The sequence below is a fragment of the Dorea hominis genome (assembly GCF_014287705.1).
GTDB lineage: Bacteria > Bacillota > Clostridia > Lachnospirales > Lachnospiraceae > Dorea_D > Dorea_D hominis.
Genome location: NZ_JACOOY010000005.1, coordinates 129,086 through 153,492, shown reverse-complemented (window position 1 = coordinate 153,492; position 24,407 = coordinate 129,086). Strand labels below are relative to the sequence as shown.

The following is a 24,407-nucleotide window of genomic DNA, read 5'->3' as shown; positions in this document are numbered from 1 at the left end:
TCCTAATTATAATAAGATACCCGCCGTTTGTCAACGACAGGCATCTTTGCACATTTCTTCTTTTTTACTTTAATTCAATCTCTGCCAATTCTTTTGGCGGAAGTTTTTTCGTGGATGCTTTTACAAATTCTTTGATATTCTTCTGCGCTTTCGGAACCGGAATATTTGTTCCTGCACCTGCCACGCATCCTCCTGGGCATCCCATTCCTTCAATCAGGCATCCGTTCATGCGTCCTGCTTTTGCAAGAGCAAGCATCTTCTTACACTCAGCCAGTCCTTCCGCATGTTCGATATTTACTTCTACATCCGGATAATACTCATGGATACATTTCTCGATTGCCTCTGCAACGCCTCCTGCTACTGCATACCCTCTTCCTGCTCCGGTCGCATCATGGAAAGACGATTCTGCTTCATACTGTGTCAGGTCAATATTCTTAGCATCGAACATTGCCTGCAGTTCTTCAAATGTAATAACAAAATCCACATCACTTCGCACATCCCGGCGCATCGCTTCCAGCTTCTTTGCCGCACACGGTCCGATGAATACCACTTTGGCATTCGGATGCTTCTGCTTGATCGTACGTGCAGTCGCAACCATCGGCGTTAACTCCTGTGATACCTGATCAATGAGATCCGGAAAATACTTCTTAGCAAGCATCGCCCATGACGGACAGCAAGATGTAAGAAGGAACGGCAGTTCTCCTGTCACAACTTTTTCCACATAATGATGCGCCTCCGCAACAGCACCAATATCTGCTCCAAGTGCAACTTCATAAAATTCCGAGAAACCAAGTTCCTTGAGTGCCGCTTTTAGATTTCTCGGCGTGATATTATCTCCAAACTGTCCTGCATATGCCGGAGCAATCTCGGCAACAATCTCTTCACCATCTTTCAGTGCATGCGCTAACTGGAAAATCTGCGATTTATCAGAAATCGCACCAAACGGACAGTTTACCATACACATTCCGCAGGATACGCATTTATCATTGTTAATGTAAGCTCTTCCCATAGCATCTGACTCAATTGCTCCTACACCACATGCCATTTTGCAAGGTCTTGCCTTACAGGAGATTGCGTCATACGGACAGGCGGATTTGCATTTTCCACACTTGATGCATTTTTCCTGGTCAATGTGAGATTTACCATTTACCATGGAAATTGCACTCTTCGGACAGACTTCCATACACGGATGTGCCAGACAGCCCTTACACATATTGCTCACTTCATATCCACGTTCCTCACATGCTGCACACGCTGACGGTATGACCTGCATAAGCGGCGGCTCATAGTATTTGTCCGAAATATTACTCGCCTCCACACCGGCAGTCAGATGAACCGGTTTGTTCTCCGGACGGAGTGACAATCCCATAGCAAGACGAAGACGCTCCCTGACAACTGCTCTGGCTCTGTAAATGCTGTCCCTGTAAACAGGGCTTTCTTCATTCACCATAGCATATGGAATTGCTTCCATGTCGTCACAAAGCGTCTCATCATTTGCCTCGAAGCCAAGTCTTGCAACTTCTTCGAATACTTTCCGTCTCAAACGTTTGACTGTCGTATCTAATCCTCTGATCATATTGACACATCCTCCTGATTCTCTTTCCTAATAGAATTTCTCATAAACTCCTTTAAGTATAAAAAATCGTTAATACAGTGTCAATATTCCCGCATGTACAGAATTAAATACAACTTACAGTAATACGATATTATGCTCTTTGCATGTCTTTTTCATTTCTTCCGGCCAGATACTTGCCTGAACCTCTCCGACATGGGCACGATCCAGAAGCAGCATACAAAGTCTTGACTGACCGATACCTCCACCGATCGTATACGGCAATTCTCCATTTAAAAGCATCTTATGATACGGCAGTTCTTTGCGTTCCTCGCATCCGGCTTTTTTTAGTTGTTCTGCAAGAGATTTCTCATCTACACGGATACCCATGCTGGAAATCTCCAGTGCACAGTTCAGATTTTCAAACCAGAATAGGATATCTCCATTTAACTGCCAGTCATCATAATCCGGTGCACGACCATCATGCGGCTCCCCGCTTGCCAGCTTGTCACCGATCTGCATAACAAATACACAACCGTATTCTTTCGTAATCAGATTTTCTCGTTCTTTTGGTGTCTTATCCGGATAACGGTCTTCCAGCTCCTGGGAAGTGATAAACGTCACTCCGTCCGGCAGATGTTTCACTGCCTGTGGATACTTATACCATACTTCATGCTCCATATGTTTGATCACTTTGAAAATTGTACGCACGGTATCTTTTAATGTCTCAACTGTACGCTCTTCTTTTGTAATTACTTTCTCCCAGTCCCACTGGTCAACATAACAGGAATGAAGATTATCCAGTTCTTCATCGCGGCGGATTGCATTCATATTTGTATAAAGTCCTTCGCCTGGTTTGAACCCATATTCATGAAGGGCCATACGTTTCCATTTTGCAAGAGACTGTACAACTTCTACATCTTCTCCTTTGATCCCTGCAATATCAAACTGTACCGGACGCTCCACGCCATTCAAATTGTCGTTCAGTCCGCTCTTCTTTGTAACGAAAAGAGGCGCTGAAATTCTTTCCAGATTCATCTCTTTTCCAAATTCTTTCTGAAATGTGTCGCGAATGTACTTGATTGCTTCCTGCGTCTCTCTTACCGAAAGATGAGGGTCATATTTTTCAGGTAATATTAATGCCATGTTTCTTCCTCCTAGCTGTGACTTGTTTTATGTTTGCTCTATTGTTATGAATCTTCTTATCTGTCTATTCCCGTCCGAATACTTTCTGTGCATAGTATACGGATTGCATTGCATCTTTTCCATAGAAATCTGCATGGATCTGGTCTGCATAATCCTGATTTAGGACTGCACCGCCTACCATAACTTTACAATCCGGCTTTTCTTTGTTGAGCTGTCTGATCGTTTCTTCCATGCTGACTACAGTTGTCGTCATAAGCGCACTTAATCCAACCAGTTTAATATCTTCTTTTACTGCTGTCTCAACAATCAATTCCGGCGGTACATCTTTTCCAAGATCCAGAACATCAAAGCTGTAATTTTCAAGAAGTACTTTCACGATATTCTTGCCTATATCGTGAATATCTCCTTTTACAGTTGCAAGAATGATCTTGTCTTTTTCCTCTTCTTCTGTGCCGCTCTTTGCCAGTTCATCCTTCAATACCGCAAATGCAATCTTAGCAGCATCTGCACTCATCAAGAGCTGCGGAAGGAATACCGTACCTTTTTCAAATCCTTTTCCAACTCCGTCTAAAGCCGGAATCATCTCCTCATTGATAATATCAAGCGGTGCCATCGTCTTTACAAGCTCATAGGCTGCATGATGCGCTTCTTCTTTTAATCCTTTTTCAATTGCACTCTTGAGCGTAATCTGCGTATCTTTGGCAACAGGTTTGTCTGCCTTTACGCTTCCGTATTGTCTGATATATTCTTCACAGTTCTCATCATAGTTCATCAATGCACAATAAGAATAGTATGAACGCATCATATCTTCTGACAGAGGATTGATAATTCCTGCACTCAGACCGTTCTGCATTGCCATTGTGTAGAAATTGGAATTGACTGCCGGGCGGTATGGAAGTCCGAATGAAATATTCGATACTCCAAGCACCGTACAGACTCCATATATCTCCCTGACTTTTCTCAGAGATTCCAATGTAATCCGGGCGCCTTCCGGTTCTGAACTGATCGTCATTGTAAGAACATCGATAACAATATCTTTCTTCGGGATGCCATATTTTGCTGCTTCTGTAATGATCTTTCCGGCAATCTCCACACGTTTTTCAACTGTCTGTGGAATCCCGTCTTCATCAATTGTCAGCGCTACTACTGCTCCGCCATACTTTTTGATCAGTGGGAATACCTGATCCATGGACTCCTGCTTTCCATTCACGGAGTTTACCATCGGTTTTCCGTTATAGATACGCATAGCGGCTTCCATTGCCTGCTGGTCAACTGTATCGATTTGAAGTGGCAGGCTTGTAATACTCTGCAGGTTCATGACAACTTCACGCATCATCTCTACTTCATCAATATCCGGAAGTCCGACATTGACATCCAGGATATGTGCTCCATGATCCTGCTGGGAAATCGCTTCACGCAGAATATAATCCATGTCGTGATCTTTGAGCGCCTGTTTAAACTTTTTCTTACCGGTTGGATTGATACGCTCTCCGATGATCAGCGGCTTCTCACCTAAAAATGCTGCTTTTCCGTAGGAAGATACGATCGTTCTCTCACAAACTTCCGGCAGTTTTCTTCTGCTCCATGCATCGGATGCTTTCACGCTTGCAATCATCTGGCGGATATGCTCCGGTGTTGTACCGCAACAGCCTCCGATCACAGCAGCGCCTTTCTCAACAATCTTTATCATATATTCGGAAAATTCTTCCGGATCTACATCATAATAAACTTCTCCGTCCTTCTGTTTCGGAAGTCCGGCGTTAGGCTTGACAATGACCGGAACGGAAGTATATTTTAAAATCTCATCAAGGATCGGCATCATCTGTTCCGGTCCCATACCACAGTTAATACCGAGTGCATCTACGCGGAGCCCTTCCAGCATCGCAACTACAGACGGAACATCTCCACCTGTGAGAAGTTTTCCTTTTTCATCAAAGATCATCGTTGCAAATACAGGTAGTGATGTATTCTCTTTTGCAGCCAGTATTGCCGCTTTCACCTCATAAGTATCGCTCATTGTCTCAATGTGGATCAGGTCTGCACCGGCTTTTTCTCCATAAATGGTAACTTCTTTAAATGCATTATAGGCATCCTCAAAGTCCAGATCTCCCATTGGTTTTAATAATTTACCGGTCGGTCCGATATCAAGTGCTGCATACACTTCTCTTCCATCCGTAACACCTTCTTCTGCCGCTTTCTTTAAATTTGCAACAGAAGCATTCACAATCGCTTCCAGTGAATACTGCGAATCGTGAAACTTCAATGCATTTGCGCCAAATGTATTACTCAGTACAATATCGCTTCCAGATTCATAATATTTTTTATGAATCTGAACCATTATATCTGGATGCTCAATGCTCCATGTTTCCGGAAGTTCTCCCGGTTTTAATCCATTTTCCTGCAAAAGAGTTCCTGTTCCTCCATCAAAAAACAAAAGCTCTTTCCCCAGCCTGTCTAATAGCATATTCTTGCTCCTTTATCTTTGATTTTCTATGATTCTCTGCGATAAATGCAGTCCTTCTTTCCACAGACCTCGCAACCTTTCTGATGACAGTTCTCCTGCGTCGTACTAAGACCGATCAAAGCGGTTACTGATTTTGTCGGTGTGAGCATACTGCTTTCTGTCATCGTCAGACCAATCTTCTTCGATGCCTCCATCAATGTTAAAATCTCTCGCTGGTGAAGAATGGAAAAATCACCGTATCCCGGGCTGAATCGCGGGCGCAGATACAAGTTCTGTTTTTTCATCTCTGTGCGTATCTCTTCCTGCCTCTCATCCAAATACTCTTCTAACAGTGCTGCTGCACACGCCTGCATTACAACAGCTTTTGCCATTTCCGTATAAGAATATCTCTTAATGAGATAGTCCACTTCAATCCCCAGTGTCCCGCACAGCAGAACGACCTGACGGCAGCCTTTCAGATTCTTTGAAAGATTCCTGCTATGTATTTCCATCATCTCTATCCGGATCGTATCTGTCTGCTTCCACTGAAGTTCAAATGTACGATATATGCTTCTCGGTTTCGCAGTTTCATCCAGTTCTCTGAACGCATCTGCCACCAATCCAAGCGTCTGTTCATCCGCTTCCTGTCTTCCATATCCAAGATAGCGGATTGCTTCTTTGGTTCTGTTATCCATTCACTATCACACCTATCCGTTTTTTACGATATCAGATAAATTGTGCATAATTGCTGTTGCTACTGCCGGATTATTCATAGAATATACATGCACATGATTGATTCCATTTGCAAACAGATCAATAATCTGATCGGTTGCATATGCAATACCGGCCTGCTGCATTGCTTTCGGATCTTCGCCGAAACGATCCAGTACATCACGGAATCTCTGTGGCAGCACTGTTCCGGACATCTCACTGATTCTCTTCATCTGGTTGCCTTTTGTTACCGGCATAATTCCCGGCACAACCGGAACCGTAATTCCGATTTCACGGATTCTATATAAGAAATTGTAGAAAATTGTATTATCAAAAAACATCTGTGTTGTAAGGAAATCCACACCGCAGTCCACTTTTTTCTTCAGATTATAAATGTCATCTTTCTTATGTTCTGCTTCCATATGACCTTCCGGATAGCATGCAGCTCCGATGCAGAAATCACCCTTGCTTTTGATCTCTTCAACCAGCTCATATGCATATCTGTAATGATTCGGAAGTGGGAATTCAGATTCCTTCGGAATATCCCCACGGAGTGCCAGAACATTTTCAATATTATTCTTCTTCAACTCGTCAATTACGCGTGCTACATGTTCTTTTGTAGAAGAAACGCATGTCAGATGCGCCAGACTGGTAAGTCCCAAGTCGTCCTTGATATGTGATGCAATATTTACCGTATTCTTGCTGGTTCCTCCACCTGCTCCATAAGTTACACTCATGTAAGATGGTTTTAATGCACCAATCTGATCCGTAGCAGATAATACACTTGCAAATCCGGCATCTGTCTTCGGTGGAAATACTTCAAAAGATATGTGTGGTGTCTTTTCTTTTAAAATGTCTTTAATCTTCATATAATCTCCTTTTCCTTCTATGTAAATATATAATTATTCCTATAAAGGCTTTATTATATACGATAAAACAAATTTGCATAAAATGCAAGAAAAACATCCTTCTCATTCATATTCATTCATATGAACAGAAAGGATGTTTTCTCTTTTTAATACATTATTATATAATATTGTGGTTAGAACTCATTCACTATGATACCTGTGAATGTTTCATAATCTATGCTCCTGCAAACTTCTACATACTTTCATATAAGTCTTCATACTGTTTTGCAGAATTCTTCCATGAAAAGTCCCGTTTCATGCCACGTTCTACAATCTTATTCCAGTCTCTCTTCTTATCATAATAGATACGTTCTGCATAGCGGATTGTTCCAAGCATCTCATGTGCATTATAATTCATAAAGCTGAATCCAGTTCCTGTCTTTTCATATTCATTATATGCTTCTACAGTATCTTTCAGTCCTCCGGTCTCTCTTACGATCGGAACTGTTCCGTATCTTAAGCTCATAAGCTGACTCAGTCCGCATGGTTCAAAGAGTGACGGCATCAGGAATGCATCACAGGATGCATATACTTTATGCGACATCTCTTCGGAATAATAAATATTCGCAGATACTTTATCCGGATACTTCCATGCAAAATGACGGAACATATTCTCATACTGTTCTTCGCCAGTACCGAGTGCCACGATCTGCACAGCATCCTGACAGAGCTCGTCCATCACATATGCTACCAAGTCAAAGCCTTTCTGGTCAGTCAGTCTGGAAACGATACCAATCATCATCGTCTTATGGTTCTTCTCCAGATTCAGTTCTTCCTGAAGCGCTGTCTTGTTCTTGATTTTCTCTCTCCGGAAATTCGATACATCATAGTTCTTCACAATGCTTGGATCTGTTTTCGGATTATAATCCTCATAATCGATTCCGTTCACAATACCGGACAGACAGTTCGCTCTTGCATTCATCAGACCGTCCAGGCGTTCTCCATAGAATGGCATCTTAATCTCTTCTGCATAAGTATTGCTTACGGTTGTGATCCGATCTGCATAGACAATTCCACCTTTCAGATAATTGGCATCCTCATATGCTTCCAGCTTATCCGGTGCGAAATAATACTGCGGCAGTCCCGTGATGTCACGAATCCGCTTCGTATCCCATGTGCCCTGAAACTTCAGATTGTGAATGGTCATGATCGTCTTGATTCCTCTATACCACTCATTACCATAGCGGAAATTATCAAGGTATACCGGAACGAGTCCTGTCTGCCAGTCATGACAGTGGATGATATCCGGTCTGAAATCAATAAGCGACAGTGCACTTAAAACTGCTTTTGAGAAAAATGCGAACTTCTCAACATCTGTATAGGTATCTCCATATGGCGCGAAACCATTAAAGTAATATTCGTTATCTATGAAATAAAAAAGGATTCCCTCATATTTCATCTGAAGAATTCCTACATATTGTTTTCTCCAGTTCAGATCCATATAAAAATGTGTGACGTATTCCATCTTCTCTTTCCATGTCTCTTTCATACACATGTACTTCGGTAACATAACACGTACATCATATTTATCTTTATCAAAATACTTTGGCAGTGATCCAACTACATCGGCTAATCCACCTGTCTTGATAAATGGTACTGACTCTGAAGCTACAAATAGTATTTTTTTCATATTGCTTCCCTTCCTCTCGATCCACGATATACAATCATTATATCGTATTTTTGTCAAGAAGAAAAGTGTTATCTGTTCTTATATTCCAATCGAATCGTATCTGCGATCAGTGCTATAAACTCTGAATTTGTCGGTTTCCCCTTTCCAGTGCTCACCGTATATCCAAACAGATGATCCAGTGTATCCAGTTTTCCTCTGCTCCATGCGACCTCGATCGCATGTCTGATTGCACGCTCTACGCGGCTTGCTGTTGTCTGATGCATCTTGGCAACTGTCGGATACAGCACTTTTGTGATTGCATTTAGCACATCCATATCTTCCACTGCCATGATGATCGCATCTCTAAGGTAATGATACCCTTTGATATGCGCCGGGATTCCGATTTCATGGATCATATCTGTTACCCGGTTTTCAAGCTGCATCTGTGGCTGTGCCGGAAGCACACCGCCTTCTTTCGCAACCGGCTTTATATTTTTTGTCATATTCTCTCCGGCATTTTTTATCCTTTTTATCACCGTATCGTTGTGGAACGGTTTCAGGATATAATAACTTGCCCCTTTCTTGAAAGCATCTTCCGTGATCCGTTCCTGTCCGATTGCCGTGATCACAATAAAATCCGGATGCTTTCTTAATTCCTGATCATTGTTTACCTGATCCATAACACTTAGTCCATCCATCTTCGGAAGGATCAGATCCAGTAATACTACATCCGGCTGTTTCTGCCTGATCATTTCATAGGCATCTTCTCCATTGTTGGCTTTTCCGACCAGCTTCAAGTCCTTATCCGCATCAATCATATCGCCAAGTAAATCCAAAATTCTCTCATTATCATCAGCAATTGCTACGTTTATCTCATTCATTGCTCGAAATGCCCCCTTTCCGTTTGTCACAGGTTCTTTCTTTTTGTTAATTGTCATTATAAAGAGTGCCAAAATGTAAATCAAGAATTTAATGTCGTAAAAATCTGACGGTTTACGACTGCATTTTCCATTCATTTTCCATGTTCTACCGGGAGAGCATATTTTCTATGAAAATTGCGTAACCTTTTGTCAGATTATTAACCAGTACATGTGTCACCGCACCCACAATTTTTCCATTTTGCAGTAATGGGCTTCCACTCATTCCCTGGACAATGCCACCTGTCACTTTCAGAAGTTCCGGATCTGTCACTTCCAGAAGTATTCCTTTATTTGCTTCTTTCGCTTTTGTATTGATCTCCAGAATACGCACCTCATACTCTTTGACTTTTCCTTCTACAGCACAGCGGATCTTTGCTTTTCCTTTTCGGATCTCTTCTTTTTTTGCCGTTTCTACCGGCTTCTGTTCCGTAAAAAGCGTATCAATCCGTTCGACTTTTCCAAAAATTCCATTTTCCGTATTCTCACTGATTTTTCCAAGGATATTGTAGTTATTGTAAACAATGATTCCTTCCATGCCGCCGGGTGTTCCGTATTTTCCTTTCTGGATATCGCGAATACTCGTCGCATACACCCTGCCTTCTGAAATACTTAAAAGCTTATTCGTATCTACATCATGAATACCATGACCGAGCGCTCCGAAATGGCTGTCCGCATCCAGATACGTGATTGTCCCAAGTCCCTGTGCATTATCTCTCACCCAGATTCCGAGCTTGTATTCTTTTTTTACATCCCTGACTGCTTTTGTTTTAATCCGGATATTTTCACGGTTCCGCCGGATTGTAAGGACAACTTCCTCTTCTTTCAGTTTTTTCATCTCTTCGATCAGTTCATTTTTAGTCTTTACTGTTGCATTATTGACTTTCTGGATATAATCTCCTGCCTTTACAAGATGACTGGAGGGATTCTCTTTCACACCGTCCTCACGCTCAATTGCATCTGTTCCAAGCACCATAACACCTTTTGTCTCCAGATAAATACCGATTGGCATCCCGCCAGGTATCACCAGCTTCTTGTCCATCGGACTGGCATTTACCTCCTTTTCAAAATCTTTCTGTCTTAATCGGATATAAGAATAGCTGCCACCTACTGACAATACAAAAACAAGTATTATGATCCACATTTTACGCCACCAGTATTTCCGCATAGTTTTCGCCCTTTCCCATTTATAATAAATCGAGCAGGCTGACTCCTGTCCGATTCGTATATCAGCACTTATCGCCATAATTCATAACATAAATAAAGATGGATATCACAAATGTAATATCCATCTTAGTATATGTTTCTTTTTCAATTCTATGCTTTCATCTGTCTTGCAAGTGTCTTCATTTCTTTTGCATTTTCTCTGACTGCATCTGTAATTTTTGCCCCACCTAAGATTCTTGCCAGTTCTTCCACCGACTCTTCTTCAGTAAGCTCGTGGATCCCGGTTGTCGTATCCAGATTGCCGACTGTCTTCTCAATCATGAAATGGTGATCTGCCATCGCTGCTATCTGCGCAAGATGTGTAATACAAATGACCTGATGATTCCTTCCGATCAGTGCCATTTTCTCGGAAACTTTCTGTGCAGTGCGCCCGCTGATTCCCACATCAATCTCATCAAAGATCAATGTCTCTGTGTCATCTTTGTCCGCCAGCACGGTTTTGATCGCCAGCATAATGCGCGACAATTCGCCACCAGATGCAACATTCGTAAGTGGTCTTACCGGCTGTCCCGGATTCATTGAAATCATGAATTCCACTTCATCCATTCCTGCCGGAGTACATGCATCAAGAGTGCGAAACTGAATCTCAAATTTTACATCTGCGAAGTTCAGCTCTTTTAAGCTCTCCCCAATAGATTTCTCCAGCATTTTTGCCTGTTTTCTGCGGATTTCAGACAATTTTCCAGCTGTCTTTTCCATCTTTTCTTTTGCTTTCTGACAGTTTTCATTCAAACTGCGAATGTAATTTTCATAGTCTTCCAACTTCTTTATTTTCTCCTGCTGCTCATCATAATATGACAGAATATCCGAAATCTGACTGCCATATTTTAATTTGAGATGATTGATCTCGTTGAGTCTCTGTTCCGTCTCATAAAGTTCCTCTTCGGAACATTCACAGGAATCCCTGTATTCAGACAAATCTCTGTTGAAATCATTTAACAGACTGTCAATCTCCGACAACTGGTCAAAAAGTCCCTGCACGGTATCATCGTAATCGCGGATTTCTCCAAGTGCACGGATTGCCCGGCTTAAGCTTTCGCTTGCATTTCCTTCTTCCTGGCTGGTAAATGCATAGGCCTCTGCCGCCCCGTCTGCGAGCTTCTTACTGTTGACTATAAAACGATAAGCCGTCTCCAGCTCTACATCTTCCCCTTCACGAAGCTCTGCCTTTTCGATCTCTTCCGTTTCAAACTGCAGGAAAGAAAGCTCTTTGGCTCTGGACGCCTCATCCTGATCTGCCTCTTCCAGTTCTTTCATCCAGCTCCGGTACTCCCGGTAGTTTTCAGTTATCTTTTTTTTCAGTTCACTGATTTCATCCTTGGCAAATGCATCCACAATTGCCAGATGATTCTTCTTGTAGAGAAGTGACTGATGCTCGTGCTGTCCGTGAATGTCTATCAGCACCGATGCCACTTCTTTTAAAAGTGTCATCGTCACAGTCTCTCCATTGATCCGGCTTACACTTCTGCCTTCCATCAGACGTCTGGAGAGAACTACCATTCCATCTTCCGGGTAGACATCCAGTTCTTTCAGCCTGTGCAGTTGCTTTGCATTTTCAATCTGAAAATTCAATTCAACAAATCCATATTCTGCTCCTTTGCGGAGCATATCTTTGCTGTATCTGGCTCCAAGCGCCAGATTGACAGATCCTAAAATAATAGATTTACCTGCTCCTGTCTCACCGGTCAGAATATTCAGTCCGTCTTTTAACTCTACTTCGATCTCATCGATCAATGCAAGATTTTTCACATATAAACGTTGTAACATGCAGCCTCCTACAAGACAATTTTTCGAATCTTATCCATCACTTTCACAGTATCTTCCACACTTCTGACTGCACACATGATCGTATCATCCCCCGCAATACTTCCGACAATCTCTGTCCATTTCATTGCATCCAGCGCAGCACATACTGCCATTGCCATTCCTGCAACTGTTTTGATCACAAGAATATTCTGTGCCATGTCCATAGATACATATCCGTCTCTTAGAATACGGATATATTTTTCACTCATGCCATTTTCCGTCCCCTGATGGATTGCATAACACTGCTTTCCATTTTCAGACGGAACTTTTGTCAACTTCAGATCACGGATATCCCGTGATACCGTTGCCTGCGTAACTTTGAATCCTTCCTTATTCAGATGATCTGCAAGTTCTTCCTGCGTCTCGATCTGAAATTTACTAATCAGTTCAATAATTTTCGCATGTCTGTTTACTTTCATGACCATTAATTTCCTTTCATTTTTCTACGCAATGTTTCCAGAAAACTGACTTTATTCAGTCTTAAGATTTCTGTTCTGGTAGCGGATCTGCGGATGGTAATCCGCTCTCCTGTATGCATCATAAGCATCTGGGTTCCGTCAAAAGATACCAGCACTTCCTCTTCTGTACCGTTTCTGCCTTCTCCGATCTCAATCTCAATCTCATCTTCACCGGATAAAATCACACTGCTCGTATTCAGTGCATGCGAACAGATCGGTGTGACTACAAGCAGCGATGCTGTCGGTTCTACGATCGGTCCGCCCGCAGAGAGATTGTATGCGGTAGAGCCGGTCGGTGTCGAGATAATGATTCCGTCCGCTTCATAGCAGTTCAGCAATTCTCCATTTACCCATATACGGAAATGAATGATGCGAATTCCACCGTTTCTTGATACAACAATATCATTCAGTGCAACGTCCTTCACAGACGCTCCGTATACTGCTTCCAGCATCATTCTGGATTCCAGCGTATATTCTCCTCTCAATAGCTTCTCAATGGACTCGTCCAGATCTGCAAGCTCTACTTCTGTCAGATAACCGAGTGTTCCCATATTTACCCCAAGCATCGGAACATCCCTGTCATGCAGAATCCTTGCAGCTTCGATAAAACTGCCATCGCCTCCAATTACGATCACACAGTCAATGCCATCCGGAATACTCTCTTCAATTATTTTCTTTTCTTCATCTTTACGACAAACCGAACAGGTTTTGCCGTAATCTTCGATTATTTTTTTTATGTGTCTTGTCACAGAATGATCTTTGTCTTTTCCATCATTCGTGACAATGAATATATGCTCCATATCTGTTACCTGTATTATTTGGTCAGGGATTCAAATGCACGCTTTGTTATTGCTTCTATATCGAAATTTTCTGAAATCTCTGCCTGTCCTTTACTTTTTTTCAAGTGTACAAGATACTCAATATTTCCCTCCGGTCCGCGGATCGGTGAGAATTCCAGTTCCAGTACATCAAAACCGATGGAAACTGCATACGCCGTAACCATCTCAATGACTTCTACATGGGTACTTCGTTCTCTTACGACACCTTTTTTTCCGACTTTCTCTCTTCCTGCCTCGAACTGTGGTTTGATAAGCGCAACAATCTCCCCGTCTTCCGTCAGGTAATTGTAGATTGGGAGAAGCACTTTCGTAAGCGAAATAAATGACACATCAATGGACGAAAACTGTACCGGTTCCCCAATATCTTCCGGTGTCACGTAACGGATATTTGTCTTTTCCATGCAGACAACACGGTCATCCTGTCTTAATTTCCAGTCAAGCTGACCACGTCCGACATCAATCGCAAATACTTTGACTGCACCATTCTGTAGCATACAGTCTGTAAATCCACCTGTTGAAGATCCGACATCCGTGCATGTCTTTCCTTTTACACTAACGTCAAAATTCTTCAGTGCTTTTTCGAGTTTCAATCCGCCGCGGCTGACGTATGGCAGTGTATGTCCGCGCACTTCAATCTTGCTTTCTTCTTTAAATAATGTTCCCGGTTTGTCTTCTTTCTGGTCATCCACATAGACATTACCGGACATGATGATCGCCTTGGCTTTTTCTCTGGACGCCGCCAGATTACGCTTTACAAGCAAGACATCCAAACGTTCTTTCATATCTGTAACTCCTTATATGTTTCCATGATTTTCTCTGTCACTGACTGTGCATCAATACCAGTCTCTTTGCGAAGCACTTCCACACTTCCGTGTTCTACATAATTATCCGGAAGTGCAATCGGCAGAACGTGGCAGGAAAGCTGTTTTCTCGCTGCACATTCCAACACCTGCATTCCATAGCCGCCAGTTATAACATTTTCTTCCAGTACAGCGATCAGTTTGTGATTTTTTGCAAGCCTTGCAATACATTCTTCATCTATCGGCTTTACAAAACGTCCGTTTACAAGCGTGCAGGAATACCCTGCATCTTTGAGATTCTTTCGTACTTTTACCGCTTCTTCAAACATATGTCCCATACTGATGAGTGCGATCCCACTCTCCTCGCAGATCATCTCGCTTTTGCCATATTCGATCGGTGCACGATATTCAACATACTGATCGTACGCTGCACCTCTTGGATAACGGATTGCAACCGGACCGTCAGATTTCAGTGCAAAGCGAAGCATGTCTGCCAGTTCCCATTTATGTTTAGGTGACATCACTGTCATATTCGGAATACTGCTTAAAAATGACAGGTCAAAAATTCCCTGATGTGTCTCTCCGTCACTTCCGACCAGCCCTGCTCGGTCAACGGCAAATACAACAGGGAGCTTCTGAAGTCCCACGTCATGGATGATCTGGTCATATGCTCTCTGCAGAAAAGAAGAATAAACCGCCACAACCGGGCGCATGCCTCCCGCTGCAAGTCCTGCCGCAAATGTCACAGCATGCTCTTCTGCAATTCCTACATCAAAAAAGCGATCAGGGAACATACTGTGGAAACGGGACAACCCGGTTCCATCTTCCATTGCAGCTGTAATTGCTGTAATGTCCGGATTCTCTTTTGCTTCTGCACACATAACTTTTCCAAACACATCGGTATAGGTATCCTTTTTCTTCTTCTCTGATACCTCACCTGTCGCAATGTCAAACGGGCTAATGCCGTGGAATTTGCCTGGATGCTCTTCTGCCGGCGTATAACCTTTGCCTTTCTTCGTCAGAACATGGACAAGAACCGGTCCTTCTATTCTCCGTGCTTCGGAAAATACACGGCAAAGCGTAGGAAGATCATGTCCTTTTACCGGTCCGAGATATGTAATTCCCATATCTTCAAAAAACATACCCGGAACGATCAGCTGTTTGATACTGCTCTTCGTCCGGCGGATCTGCTCGATCAGAGAATCCCCGACCTTCGGGATCTTCTCAAGCGTCGTTGTCACGCCTTTCTTCAACCCGGTATAAAAATCTGCTGTCCGGATCTTTGCCAGATATCTGGACATTCCTCCGACATTTTCAGAGATCGACATATGATTGTCATTCAGCACAATAATAAAATTACTGTTCAACTGGGACGCATTATTAAGCGCCTCAAACGCCATTCCACCCGTCATCGAACCGTCACCGATCACGGAAATCACACTATAGTCTTCTCCTTTCAGGTCTCTCGCTCTTACATAGCCAAGGCCTGCTGATATGGACGTAGAGCTGTGTCCGGTATCAAATGCATCACAATCGCTCTCCTTACGCTTCGGGAACCCACTCATGCCGCCGTATTTACGCAGGTTTTCAAAACCATCTTTTCTTCCGGTCAGAATCTTATGGGTATAAGACTGGTGTCCGACATCCCAGATAATCTTATCTTCCGGCATTTGGAATACAAGGTGCATTGCCATTGTAAGCTCTATAACGCCAAGATTCGATGCGAGATGTCCACCTGTCTTGCTGACCGTCTCTACAAGAAATTCACGAATCTCCTCTGCCAGTACCGGGAGTTCCTCTTTTTTTAAATTCTTTATATCATTTGCTTTCTGAATTCGTTCCAACATCACGAACGTCCTCTCTTATTTCACTCTATGGATTAGTTTGATGATCAACTCTTCCAGATAATCATTCTCTCCCGGAAGTTCATGTAAAAGAGCAATTGCTTCTTTTGATCTTTCTTCTACAACTGCTGATGCTTTCTCTATACCATACAGAGTTACATATGTAGTCTTCTCATTCTTCTCATCACTGTGGATTGGCTTTCCAAGCACTTCTTCCGTACTTGTCACATCCAAAATGTCATCCTGTATCTGGAATGCGATACCGATATTCGATGCCATCTGCTCAACTTTTTCAAGCTCCTCATCTGTAGCACCTGCAAGGATCGCTCCAACCATCATAGATGCTTCGATCAGTGCAGACGTCTTCAGTTCATAGATCGTATCCAATACTTCCCTGTCGATCTGTTTTCCGGTCTCTTTTACATCAATGACCTGTCCTCCGATCATTCCATGAATGCCGGCTTTTTCCCCCAACACCTGAAGTGCTTTTCCAATCTTAAGGCTGTCCTGCGGACAAAGCTCAAATGCGTGAAACGCTGTCTCAAATGCATAATTTAAAAGTGCATCTCCCGCAAGGATTCCCATATCTTCGCCATACACAACATGGGTAGTCTTTCTACCTCTTCTGTAATCGTCATTATCCATCGCCGGCAAATCGTCATGCACAAGGGAATACGTGTGAATCATCTCAATTGCTGCCATAAACGGTTCGATCGCTTTCATTGTTCCTCCAAAAAGCCGGAATACTTCCTGCATCATCATCGGACGAAGCCTCTTGCCACCTGCCATCAGACTATATTCCATAGCCTCCGTGATAATCTTCTGATAACCGCTTTGCACCGGCAGATATTTCCGCAGTAATTCTTCTATCTCTATTACCTTTTCCTGTTGTAACTGTGCAAAATTATTGTTCAAACTCATGCGTTTCTCCTTCATTATCCAGCACCAGTATCTTTTTCTCTACTTTATCTATCTTTTCATTACACATCTTAAGTGTATCCACGCCTTTATGATACAGTGCAAAAGCTTCTTCCAAAGAGACCTCACCCTGCTCCATCTCCCGGATCACATCTTCCAGTTGTGTAAATAACTTTTCCAGAGTCTGTTCTTTCTCAGCCATGTCTCTCCTCCTTCGTCTCTTCTGCACATACTTTGATCGTACCATCCGTGACATAGATTGTAAGCTTATCTCCCACGTCTACCTGTCCGATTCTTTTCACTGCTTTTCTGTCTGCTGTTTCTACGTAAGAAAATCCTTGATTCAGCTTTTCAAGCGGAGACAGCTTCTTCATTTTCTCCAGATCAACCGTAAAGCGCATCTTATTCTTCTGCAGACTGTTCTCCATAAGAAGACGCAGTTTCTCTTCGTAATCTACTATGCGTTGTCTGTAGTCACGCACCTGATTTTCCGGATGGAGATACATAAGCTTCGTCTGATATTCCCGCAGACGCAGACGCTGCATACGAATCTGCTGTTCCAGAAGTCTTGTGGCTTTCTCACGATATTCAATCATCGTCCGTTCTGTCAAGCGGTAGTCATAAACTGCAAGTTCTGCAGCCGCAGACGGTGTCGGTGCCCGAAGATCCGCCACATAATCAGCGATTGTCGTGTCTGTCTCATGTCCGACTGCGGAAATCACAGGTGTCTCACATTCAAAAATCGCTCTTGCAACTGCTTCTTCGTTAAACGCCCACAGATCTTCGATCGATCCGCCTCCACGTCCAACAATCATTACATCTACGCCATATGCATCCAGTGTCTGTATTCCTGTAACAATACTCTGCACTGCACCTTCGCCCTGCACAAGCGCCGGATACAGGATCAGCTGTACAAATGGATTCCGCCGCGAAGAAATATTCATAATATCCCGGATCGCAGCGCCGGTCGGTGCTGTCACAATTCCAACAGTTTTCACAAAAGACGGAATCGTTTTCTTATATTCAGGGGCGAACATCCCCATCTCACCAAGCTCCTGTTTCAGTGCCTGAAAACGTTCATAGAGTACTCCTTCGCCATCCAGACGAATCTCTCTTGCATAAAGCTGGTAAGAACCACTTCTTTCATAAACACTGATTCCGCCAAATACAACAACCTGCTGTCCTTCTCTCATATGAAAAGCGAGCCCGCCTCGCTGCCCGGCAAACATAACGCAGGCAATCGTTCCGGACTCGTCCTTTAACGAAAAATATATATGTCCCGATGTGTGGTATTTACAGTTGGATACTTCGCCTTTTACATAGATACGGTTCAGCATATAATCCTGCGTAAACATATTCTTAATGTATGCATTTACCTGTCTGACCGTATATACGTTCTGTGTCATGCTACACCTCTTCTACGCCTTTGCCAGTTTTGCAAGCACGCCATTTACGAAAGACGGACCTTCGTCACTGCTGTATTTTTTAGCAAGTTCTACTGCCTGATCGATCGCAACACCAACCGGAACCTCATCGTCCCATTTCATCTCATAGACTGCGACACGCAGGATGCTTAAGTCTACTTTGTTCATACGACTTGTCTTCCAGCCTTTCGTATGTGTATTGAGCAGCGCATCAATCTCTTCTCTCTTCTCGGCAATATGTTCTGCTTTCTCACGGATGTACTCCATGTCTCTTTCTTTTACATCATCCAGCTGTTCAAAATAAAGCTGGATCTGCTCCGGAATCTCTTCGCCTTCATTAAAATCCAGTCCGAAAACCATCCGGAAAATGTGTTCTCTTAATTCTGATCTTCTCACTTAGTCTTCCTCCGGTACTTTCACGCCTGCAACGCGAATATTCACATCTGCAACTTCCAGTCCTGTCATGTTCTCGATGGAAGATTTGACCTTCTCCTGTACTTTTACAGAAATGTCTTTGACTCCATATCCGTATAATAAATTGAGTGTCAGGGATACTGTAACAATACCGTCCAGAACATCTACTTTCACACCTTTGGAAAGAGACTTCATTCCAAGCTTACTGATCAGTTCTCTTGTTGCATTGCCTGCCATAGAAGCAACACCCTCTACTTCCATCGCAGCCAGTCCTGCGATGATTGCAACAACTTCATCTGCAATCTTCACTTCTCCGATGTTGGCGTCATTTTTTATTGTATAAGCATTTCTTTCTTCTTTTCCCATTTCAGAAACCTCCTGTCTGGTTTATTCGTTCTTATCATTATAACAAATTTCTATTCTTTTGCAAATAGCCAGCACAAAAAACTTCCATCTGCCGACTTCCTTTTCTCGCAATCTCCCGGATTAAGATCTTCCAAACTCCTCCAGTATCAGTCCGTCGTTTCTCTCCTGTGTCATACGGATGCTCCACTCATTTACAAACAGAAGCAGCGGTCTTCCTTTGAGATCCTTGATCTTCTTCATATCCGATGTTCCGGAAAGTTTGTCCATATCCACTTCCTCATTGCCGATCCAGCGGATGTATTCATATGGAAGACTGTCCATACGGATCTCTACGTTATACTCATTCTCCAGACGATATTTTAATACGTCAAACTGCAGAACACCGACAACGCCGACGATAATCTCTTCCATGCCTGTATTGTATTCCTGGAAGATCTGAATCGCACCTTCCTGCGCAATCTGGTTGACCCCCTTGATAAACTGTTTTCTCTTCATCGTATCTACCTGACGGACTCTTGCAAAATGCTCCGGTGCAAATGTCGGGATACCTTCATATGCATACCTCTTTGCTGAAGTCGTCAGTGTATCACCGATTGAGAAAATGCCCGGATCAAACACACCGATAATGTCTCCGCCATAAGCTTCCTGCACCAGATGTCTCTCGCTAGCCATCATCTGCTGTGGCTGCGACAGACGTACCTTCTTGCCGCCCTGAATATGGAACACATCCATTCCTGCCTCGAATTTACCGGAACAGATACGCATAAATGCGATACGGTCTCGGTGCGCCTTGTTCATATTTGCCTGGATTTTAAATACAAATGCTGAGAAATCTTCTTCCTCCATCGGATCAATGAGACCTGCATCTGATTTTCTCGGAAGCGGTGAAGTTGTCATTGCAAGGAAATGCTGAAGGAATGTCTCTACACCGAAGTTCGTAAGTGCAGATCCGAAAAATACCGGTGAAAGTTCTCCTTTGCTGACCAGCTCCTGATCGAACTCGGCTCCTGCACCGTCCTGCAGTTCAATCTCTTCTTCTAACTGGCTCTTCTGATCCGCTGTAATAAGATCTGCAATCTCCGGATCGTCAATGTCGATCTTGCGCACCTCACCTTGTGTTGTTCCTTTTCTTGTATCTGAGAACAGCTCGACTTTCTTTGTATTTCTGTCATAGACACCGCGGAACTCCTTACCGGAACCGATTGGCCAGTTTACCGGACAGGTTGCGATTCCCAGCTCGTTCTCGATATCATCTAATAATTCAAATGTATCCATCGCTTCGCGGTCCATCTTATTGATAAAAGTAAAAATCGGGATATGACGCATCGTACATACTTTGAACAGTTTTCTTGTCTGCGCCTCTACACCTTTGGATGCATCAATGACCATTACAGCTGAGTCTGCCGCCATCAGAGTACGGTAGGTATCCTCCGAGAAATCCTGATGTCCCGGTGTATCCAGGATGTTGATACAGAATCCATCATAATTAAACTGTAATACCGATGAAGTTACAGAAATACCTCTTTCCTTCTCAATCTCCATCCAGTCTGATACTGCATGCTTTGCTGTTGCCTTTCCCTTGACACTTCCTGCCTGGTTAATGGCTCCTCCGTAAAGCAGGAACTTCTCTGTTAAAGTTGTCTTACCTGCATCGGGATGGGAAATAATTGCAAACGTTCTTCGTTTTTTAATCTCATTTGTTATTTCATTTGTTATCTCTGACATATATTCCAACACTCCTACATTAGTATATCCGTTTATAGACACTGTTAGTCAGTATAACATATCCTCTGCAAATGCTCAAACAAAAATCCCGCTGCTGCGGGATTTTCCATATATTTTATTCTATTTTTTACTGCCTGCCGGTGTGATCACAATATTTTCAGCTGCCATTCCGGTCTTCCTTATAACAATGTCTTCAATTTGTGCCCGGTTTGCTTCACTTAATTCTTTGGCATTTACCACAACATCTGCGGATTCTTCGGAAAGACTGACTACACTGTCTGTAAATCCTTTGGCAGAAAGCATCGTCTCCGCAGCTGCCTCTTTTTCTGCAATTTTTGTAAGCTCAACCATTTCATTTACCGCTTTTTTCTTCTGCTCTCCTGTCAGTTGTTTATTGTCTATGATCTCCTGCAGGGACTCTTTATTTTTAGCCCGCACCTGTTCTCTTGTGATCTTTGCCTGTGATACGATGGATGTGGCATCTCCTCCTGTCAGTACCGCCTCGCCCGGCGTACTCGTCTGCGCTTCATTATCCCCGTCCTGACTCTTAATATCCGAGGATGCCCTCTGACTGTCCTCCTGTGAAATATCCAGAAGTTCCTGACTTGCCACTTCACTTCCTATCTCACTGGATTTTGCCTTATCCGGGAACAGGCGTCCGGAATAATTCAAATATCCTGCTGCCGCTATCATCACCGCCAGCGCTGCAATGATCACCTGATTTTTCTTAAACACTCGTTTCACGTTCTCTCCTCCTGCCTTTTATGGTTTCTGATTCTTTTTCATTATTCTAATCTTATGCGTGTCTATTCCAAATAATGCCTGCACCGCTTCCGTAATATGTTTAGCTACTTCAGGATTATCACCCCCTGTGGCAAGCACGACAACACCTTCAACCTGCGGTGTCAGTTCTTTCGTTACATATGGGCTGTCTCCATTACTGTTTTGCTTTTTATATACCGTTTCTTCAGACAGGGAATCTTTATCTGTCGTACGCTCTCCGCCCTGATGATCGGACTCTTTTACCTGCTCACTCTGGGTGTCACGATCTTTCTCTATCACTTTTTCCGCTGTTGATGCAAGTGTCAGCATCACTTTCACTTCCCCGGCGCCATCCATCTGCGACAACATTTCTTCCAGTTCCTGTTCCATCTCTTTTGTATAACTTTCACGGTCTGTTATCACACTCTGCCCGGTTCTGCTTCCGACAGTTTTCCTATTTTCTTTTTCCTTACCGGCAGGCAATGTAATAACTAATAAGAGTACTCCGGTAAGAAACAGGATCAGAAGCTGGTCTTTCTTCAGTTTTTCCCCTTTCCACAGCAATTCTTTTAACATCTTAAGGTTGAACTTCAATCTCTTTCACCTCTATTTTTTTCTGCTCATCCTGCGCTTTCCCGTTTTCTGCTGCATCTGCTGTTTCCGTCATCTGCTTCCGGACTTTTGTTTCTGTCTTCTGAAGCTTATCCTGAAACTCCTGCCAGTCTGCATCCTGCAAAATCTCTGTCTTCAAGTCGCCTGCGTGCACCGTCTTAAGGACCGGGGTAAGAAGCAGTGCAATCAACACAAGTCCTGTAAAAAAACGGATATATTTCCGGTAATCGCTGTCCGGAAGCATTTGTAAAAGAGCCGTTACAAGAACCAGATAAAAGCTTAAGTTCTTCACCCATTCATAGATTTTGTCGATCATTTTCCCTCCTATTCTCCGGTTGTAGCTGCGACCACAACAATTGTCAGAAGAAATAAAAGCCCTGTTGTAAACAGCACACGCATAAAAAGCCGTAGTCCGTCTCCCACACTTTCAATACAGCCGATCACACGCGCATCGGAAACCGGCTGCAGAAGAGCCGCCGTGAATTTATAAAGTAGCACGACCAGCCCGACTTCTACGAGCGGAACCAAACATAAGAGTACCGCAAACAGTGCGCCCACGACTCCAATTCCATTTTTGACCAGTACGAGTGTACCGATCGTCACTTCCGCAGCGCCGCCCAGAAGATCCCCCACACCCGGTATGGCTTCCATTCCTCTTGTCACAAGACTCTGCTTCACATCATCGACGGACGGACCGATCAGTCCCTGCACCAGATTCCATCCGACTACAGCAGCTAACATTGTCCGGAGCGTCCAGGAAACAAGCATTTCCAGAAAGCCGGCAAATTTGCTCAGATAATCTTCTTTCGACAGATAATTGAGCAGTCTCAATATCATGTAAATATGGATCATCGGCAGCAGGATCTTGGCAATTACAAGTTCTACCAGATAAATAATAAAAAGCACAAGCTGATAAAATGCGATCGCTGTTACACTGCCTTTCGCAATCGCTACAGCAAGAAAATACAGCGGGCAGAATACACCCATAAATGCAGTCAGTCCTTCTACACCGGCGCTTACCCATTCCGTTACCGCAAGAAATACTTTCAGACACAACGCGATCAGCAAAAGATACAGAACATAGAAGCCGGTTTCTGAGAGCTGGCCGCTTTCAAACACCTGTGAAAAATTATGAAACAATGCCGCCAGAAATGCCAGAAATACAATCGGAATCAGATATTTTCTTCCGCTTTCCACAGCCTGAAAAAGCTTGTCTCTTAACATTTTTCCTGCCTGGCTTAAAAATTCTTCATAATCCCCTTCTGTAATTTTCCGGAGCATCTCTTCTAAATTATAATTCTTTTCCGGAAACATCTGATCTATGTAGTTCTGCATCTCATCGAAGGAAAACTGCTGTATCCATTTTTCTGTCTCTGTCTGTGCATCTTCTGATATTCCTGTTTCATATGCCGGTTCTGCTGCATACACATATTCCATCTGAAAACCTGCCGGAAATCCAGTCAGCAGTATAAACAGGATTGTAAGTCCAGGTACTATTTTCCCACAGCGCATCTTTTTCTGTTTAACCTTTCTTCTCATGACAACACCTTCCGGATCGTGTCCAGAATCGCAAGAAGCACCGGAAAACTAAGCACCATGATTGCAAGTTTCCCGAAAATCTCAATCTGTCTTGCAATCGTCTGATATCCCGCATCTTTGCAAATATTCGATGCAAATTCTGCCACATAAGTAATTCCAAGCATTTTGAACAATGTTCCCATATACATATCATCAACCGATATATATGTACCGATTTTTCGTATTACTTCCGCGATTGTTTCTATTTTCTCGAGTACAGAAAAGAAAATAAGAAGACTCAGCGCTATGCTGATATAGATTCCATACTCCGGTTTCTGCGCTTTAAACTGCACAGCAAGCAGCATACCTGCAACAGCAGCTGCGCAAATCTGTATGATACTCATATGC

General features: G+C 43.2%; 24 protein-coding genes. All 24 read right to left on the bottom strand.

All coding sequences use genetic code 11. The features are described from left to right. Positions 1 to 64: 64 nt before the first annotated feature. Positions 65 to 1,576, bottom strand: coding sequence for a 4Fe-4S dicluster domain-containing protein (locus H8S07_RS05545; RefSeq protein ID WP_021859966.1), 1,512 nt, complete (start codon positions 1,574 to 1,576; stop codon positions 65 to 67). Between the two features lie 114 nt (positions 1,577 to 1,690). Beyond that, positions 1,691 to 2,698, bottom strand: a complete 1,008-nt coding sequence (asnA, locus tag H8S07_RS05540; protein WP_021859967.1) for an aspartate--ammonia ligase — start codon at positions 2,696 to 2,698, stop codon at positions 1,691 to 1,693. A 64-nt stretch (positions 2,699 to 2,762) separates the two neighbouring features. Further along, positions 2,763 to 5,162, bottom strand: a complete 2,400-nt coding sequence (locus tag H8S07_RS05535) for a homocysteine S-methyltransferase family protein (protein WP_186855612.1) — start codon at positions 5,160 to 5,162, stop codon at positions 2,763 to 2,765. Between the two features lie 26 nt (positions 5,163 to 5,188). After that, on the bottom strand, positions 5,189 to 5,836 hold the full coding sequence (locus H8S07_RS05530) for a vitamin B12 dependent-methionine synthase activation domain-containing protein (protein ID WP_186855611.1): 648 nt from the start codon (positions 5,834 to 5,836) through the stop codon (positions 5,189 to 5,191). Positions 5,837 to 5,848: 12 nt separating this feature from the next. Then, positions 5,849 to 6,721, bottom strand: a complete 873-nt coding sequence (gene metF / locus H8S07_RS05525) for a methylenetetrahydrofolate reductase [NAD(P)H] (protein WP_186855610.1) — start codon at positions 6,719 to 6,721, stop codon at positions 5,849 to 5,851. Between the two features lie 232 nt (positions 6,722 to 6,953). Further along, positions 6,954 to 8,390: a glycogen synthase GlgA gene (glgA, locus tag H8S07_RS05520; RefSeq protein ID WP_186855609.1), complete on the bottom strand. Its 1,437-nt coding sequence runs from the start codon at positions 8,388 to 8,390 to the stop codon at positions 6,954 to 6,956. Between the two features lie 68 nt (positions 8,391 to 8,458). Then, on the bottom strand, positions 8,459 to 9,250 hold the full coding sequence (gene spo0A, locus H8S07_RS05515) for a sporulation transcription factor Spo0A (protein ID WP_118519426.1): 792 nt from the start codon (positions 9,248 to 9,250) through the stop codon (positions 8,459 to 8,461). 145 nt (positions 9,251 to 9,395) lie between these two features. Then, positions 9,396 to 10,454 (bottom strand): SpoIVB peptidase, encoded by a 1,059-nt coding sequence (gene spoIVB, locus H8S07_RS05510; RefSeq protein ID WP_186855608.1) that lies wholly within the window; start codon positions 10,452 to 10,454, stop codon positions 9,396 to 9,398. Between the two features lie 149 nt (positions 10,455 to 10,603). Continuing rightward, positions 10,604 to 12,280, bottom strand: coding sequence for a DNA repair protein RecN (gene recN / locus H8S07_RS05505; protein ID WP_186855607.1), 1,677 nt, complete (start codon positions 12,278 to 12,280; stop codon positions 10,604 to 10,606). An 8-nt stretch (positions 12,281 to 12,288) separates the two neighbouring features. Next, on the bottom strand, positions 12,289 to 12,738 hold the full coding sequence (argR, locus tag H8S07_RS05500; RefSeq protein WP_117537290.1) for an arginine repressor: 450 nt from the start codon (positions 12,736 to 12,738) through the stop codon (positions 12,289 to 12,291). Between the two features lie 5 nt (positions 12,739 to 12,743). Further along, positions 12,744 to 13,577, bottom strand: coding sequence for an NAD(+)/NADH kinase (locus H8S07_RS05495; RefSeq protein ID WP_118519275.1), 834 nt, complete (start codon positions 13,575 to 13,577; stop codon positions 12,744 to 12,746). Positions 13,578 to 13,591: 14 nt separating this feature from the next. Then, complete coding sequence (locus H8S07_RS05490) at positions 13,592 to 14,398, bottom strand: TlyA family RNA methyltransferase (protein WP_021859977.1); 807 nt, start codon at positions 14,396 to 14,398, stop codon at positions 13,592 to 13,594. Further along, on the bottom strand, positions 14,395 to 16,263 hold the full coding sequence (dxs, locus tag H8S07_RS05485) for a 1-deoxy-D-xylulose-5-phosphate synthase (protein ID WP_118660462.1): 1,869 nt from the start codon (positions 16,261 to 16,263) through the stop codon (positions 14,395 to 14,397). Before dxs ends, H8S07_RS05490 begins: the two co-directional genes overlap by 4 nt. A 15-nt stretch (positions 16,264 to 16,278) precedes the next feature. Next, positions 16,279 to 17,181, bottom strand: a complete 903-nt coding sequence (locus tag H8S07_RS05480) for a polyprenyl synthetase family protein (RefSeq protein WP_186855606.1) — start codon at positions 17,179 to 17,181, stop codon at positions 16,279 to 16,281. After that, a complete protein-coding gene (gene xseB, locus H8S07_RS05475) occupies positions 17,165 to 17,380 on the bottom strand; it encodes an exodeoxyribonuclease VII small subunit (RefSeq protein ID WP_021859980.1) in 216 nt (71 codons plus the stop codon). The genes H8S07_RS05480 and xseB overlap by 17 nt, the downstream gene beginning before the upstream one ends. Continuing rightward, positions 17,373 to 18,584, bottom strand: a complete 1,212-nt coding sequence (gene xseA, locus H8S07_RS05470) for an exodeoxyribonuclease VII large subunit (protein ID WP_186855605.1) — start codon at positions 18,582 to 18,584, stop codon at positions 17,373 to 17,375. Before xseA ends, xseB begins: the two co-directional genes overlap by 8 nt. A gap of 12 nt (positions 18,585 to 18,596) precedes the next feature. After that, positions 18,597 to 18,998, bottom strand: a complete 402-nt coding sequence (nusB, locus tag H8S07_RS05465) for a transcription antitermination factor NusB (RefSeq protein ID WP_021859982.1) — start codon at positions 18,996 to 18,998, stop codon at positions 18,597 to 18,599. Continuing rightward, positions 18,999 to 19,382: an Asp23/Gls24 family envelope stress response protein gene (locus tag H8S07_RS05460; RefSeq protein WP_117537292.1), complete on the bottom strand. Its 384-nt coding sequence runs from the start codon at positions 19,380 to 19,382 to the stop codon at positions 18,999 to 19,001. Positions 19,383 to 19,502: 120 nt separating this feature from the next. Beyond that, entirely contained in the window at positions 19,503 to 21,107 is a 1,605-nt protein-coding gene (locus H8S07_RS05455; protein ID WP_021859984.1) for a peptide chain release factor 3, read from the bottom strand. A gap of 120 nt (positions 21,108 to 21,227) precedes the next feature. Then, entirely contained in the window at positions 21,228 to 21,851 is a 624-nt protein-coding gene (locus H8S07_RS05450; protein WP_186855604.1) for a SpoIIIAH-like family protein, read from the bottom strand. A gap of 18 nt (positions 21,852 to 21,869) precedes the next feature. Further along, a complete protein-coding gene (locus H8S07_RS05445) occupies positions 21,870 to 22,463 on the bottom strand; it encodes a stage III sporulation protein AG (protein ID WP_243175970.1) in 594 nt (197 codons plus the stop codon). Then, complete coding sequence (locus tag H8S07_RS05440) at positions 22,447 to 22,797, bottom strand: stage III sporulation protein AF (RefSeq protein WP_186855603.1); 351 nt, start codon at positions 22,795 to 22,797, stop codon at positions 22,447 to 22,449. The genes H8S07_RS05445 and H8S07_RS05440 overlap by 17 nt, the downstream gene beginning before the upstream one ends. 8 nt (positions 22,798 to 22,805) lie before the next feature. Then, on the bottom strand, positions 22,806 to 24,020 hold the full coding sequence (locus tag H8S07_RS05435; RefSeq protein ID WP_186855602.1) for a stage III sporulation protein AE: 1,215 nt from the start codon (positions 24,018 to 24,020) through the stop codon (positions 22,806 to 22,808). Then, positions 24,017 to 24,403 carry a stage III sporulation protein AD gene (gene spoIIIAD, locus H8S07_RS05430; RefSeq protein ID WP_021859989.1) on the bottom strand — a complete coding sequence of 129 codons (387 nt, stop codon included), beginning with the start codon at positions 24,401 to 24,403 and terminating at the stop codon, positions 24,017 to 24,019. The genes H8S07_RS05435 and spoIIIAD overlap by 4 nt, the downstream gene beginning before the upstream one ends. Between the last annotated feature and the right edge of the window lie 4 nt (positions 24,404 to 24,407).

Coding starts and splice junctions, on each gene's coding strand:
- H8S07_RS05545 (WP_021859966.1), bottom strand. CDS start 1,576: ATGATCAGAGGATTAGATACGACAGTCAAACGTTTGAGACGGAAAGTA.
- asnA (WP_021859967.1), bottom strand. CDS start 2,698: ATGGCATTAATATTACCTGAAAAATATGACCCTCATCTTTCGGTAAGA.
- H8S07_RS05535 (WP_186855612.1), bottom strand. CDS start 5,162: ATGCTATTAGACAGGCTGGGGAAAGAGCTTTTGTTTTTTGATGGAGGA.
- H8S07_RS05530 (WP_186855611.1), bottom strand. CDS start 5,836: ATGGATAACAGAACCAAAGAAGCAATCCGCTATCTTGGATATGGAAGA.
- metF (WP_186855610.1), bottom strand. CDS start 6,721: ATGAAGATTAAAGACATTTTAAAAGAAAAGACACCACACATATCTTTT.
- glgA (WP_186855609.1), bottom strand. CDS start 8,390: ATGAAAAAAATACTATTTGTAGCTTCAGAGTCAGTACCATTTATCAAG.
- spo0A (WP_118519426.1), bottom strand. CDS start 9,250: ATGAATGAGATAAACGTAGCAATTGCTGATGATAATGAGAGAATTTTG.
- spoIVB (WP_186855608.1), bottom strand. CDS start 10,454: ATGCGGAAATACTGGTGGCGTAAAATGTGGATCATAATACTTGTTTTT.
- recN (WP_186855607.1), bottom strand. CDS start 12,280: ATGTTACAACGTTTATATGTGAAAAATCTTGCATTGATCGATGAGATC.
- argR (WP_117537290.1), bottom strand. CDS start 12,738: ATGAAAGTAAACAGACATGCGAAAATTATTGAACTGATTAGTAAATTT.
- H8S07_RS05495 (WP_118519275.1), bottom strand. CDS start 13,577: ATGGAGCATATATTCATTGTCACGAATGATGGAAAAGACAAAGATCAT.
- H8S07_RS05490 (WP_021859977.1), bottom strand. CDS start 14,398: ATGAAAGAACGTTTGGATGTCTTGCTTGTAAAGCGTAATCTGGCGGCG.
- dxs (WP_118660462.1), bottom strand. CDS start 16,263: ATGTTGGAACGAATTCAGAAAGCAAATGATATAAAGAATTTAAAAAAA.
- H8S07_RS05480 (WP_186855606.1), bottom strand. CDS start 17,181: ATGAGTTTGAACAATAATTTTGCACAGTTACAACAGGAAAAGGTAATA.
- xseB (WP_021859980.1), bottom strand. CDS start 17,380: ATGGCTGAGAAAGAACAGACTCTGGAAAAGTTATTTACACAACTGGAA.
- xseA (WP_186855605.1), bottom strand. CDS start 18,584: ATGACACAGAACGTATATACGGTCAGACAGGTAAATGCATACATTAAG.
- H8S07_RS05460 (WP_117537292.1), bottom strand. CDS start 19,382: ATGGGAAAAGAAGAAAGAAATGCTTATACAATAAAAAATGACGCCAAC.
- H8S07_RS05455 (WP_021859984.1), bottom strand. CDS start 21,107: ATGTCAGAGATAACAAATGAAATAACAAATGAGATTAAAAAACGAAGA.
- H8S07_RS05440 (WP_186855603.1), bottom strand. CDS start 22,797: ATGATCGACAAAATCTATGAATGGGTGAAGAACTTAAGCTTTTATCTG.
- H8S07_RS05435 (WP_186855602.1), bottom strand. CDS start 24,020: ATGAGAAGAAAGGTTAAACAGAAAAAGATGCGCTGTGGGAAAATAGTA.
- spoIIIAD (WP_021859989.1), bottom strand. CDS start 24,403: ATGAGTATCATACAGATTTGCGCAGCTGCTGTTGCAGGTATGCTGCTT.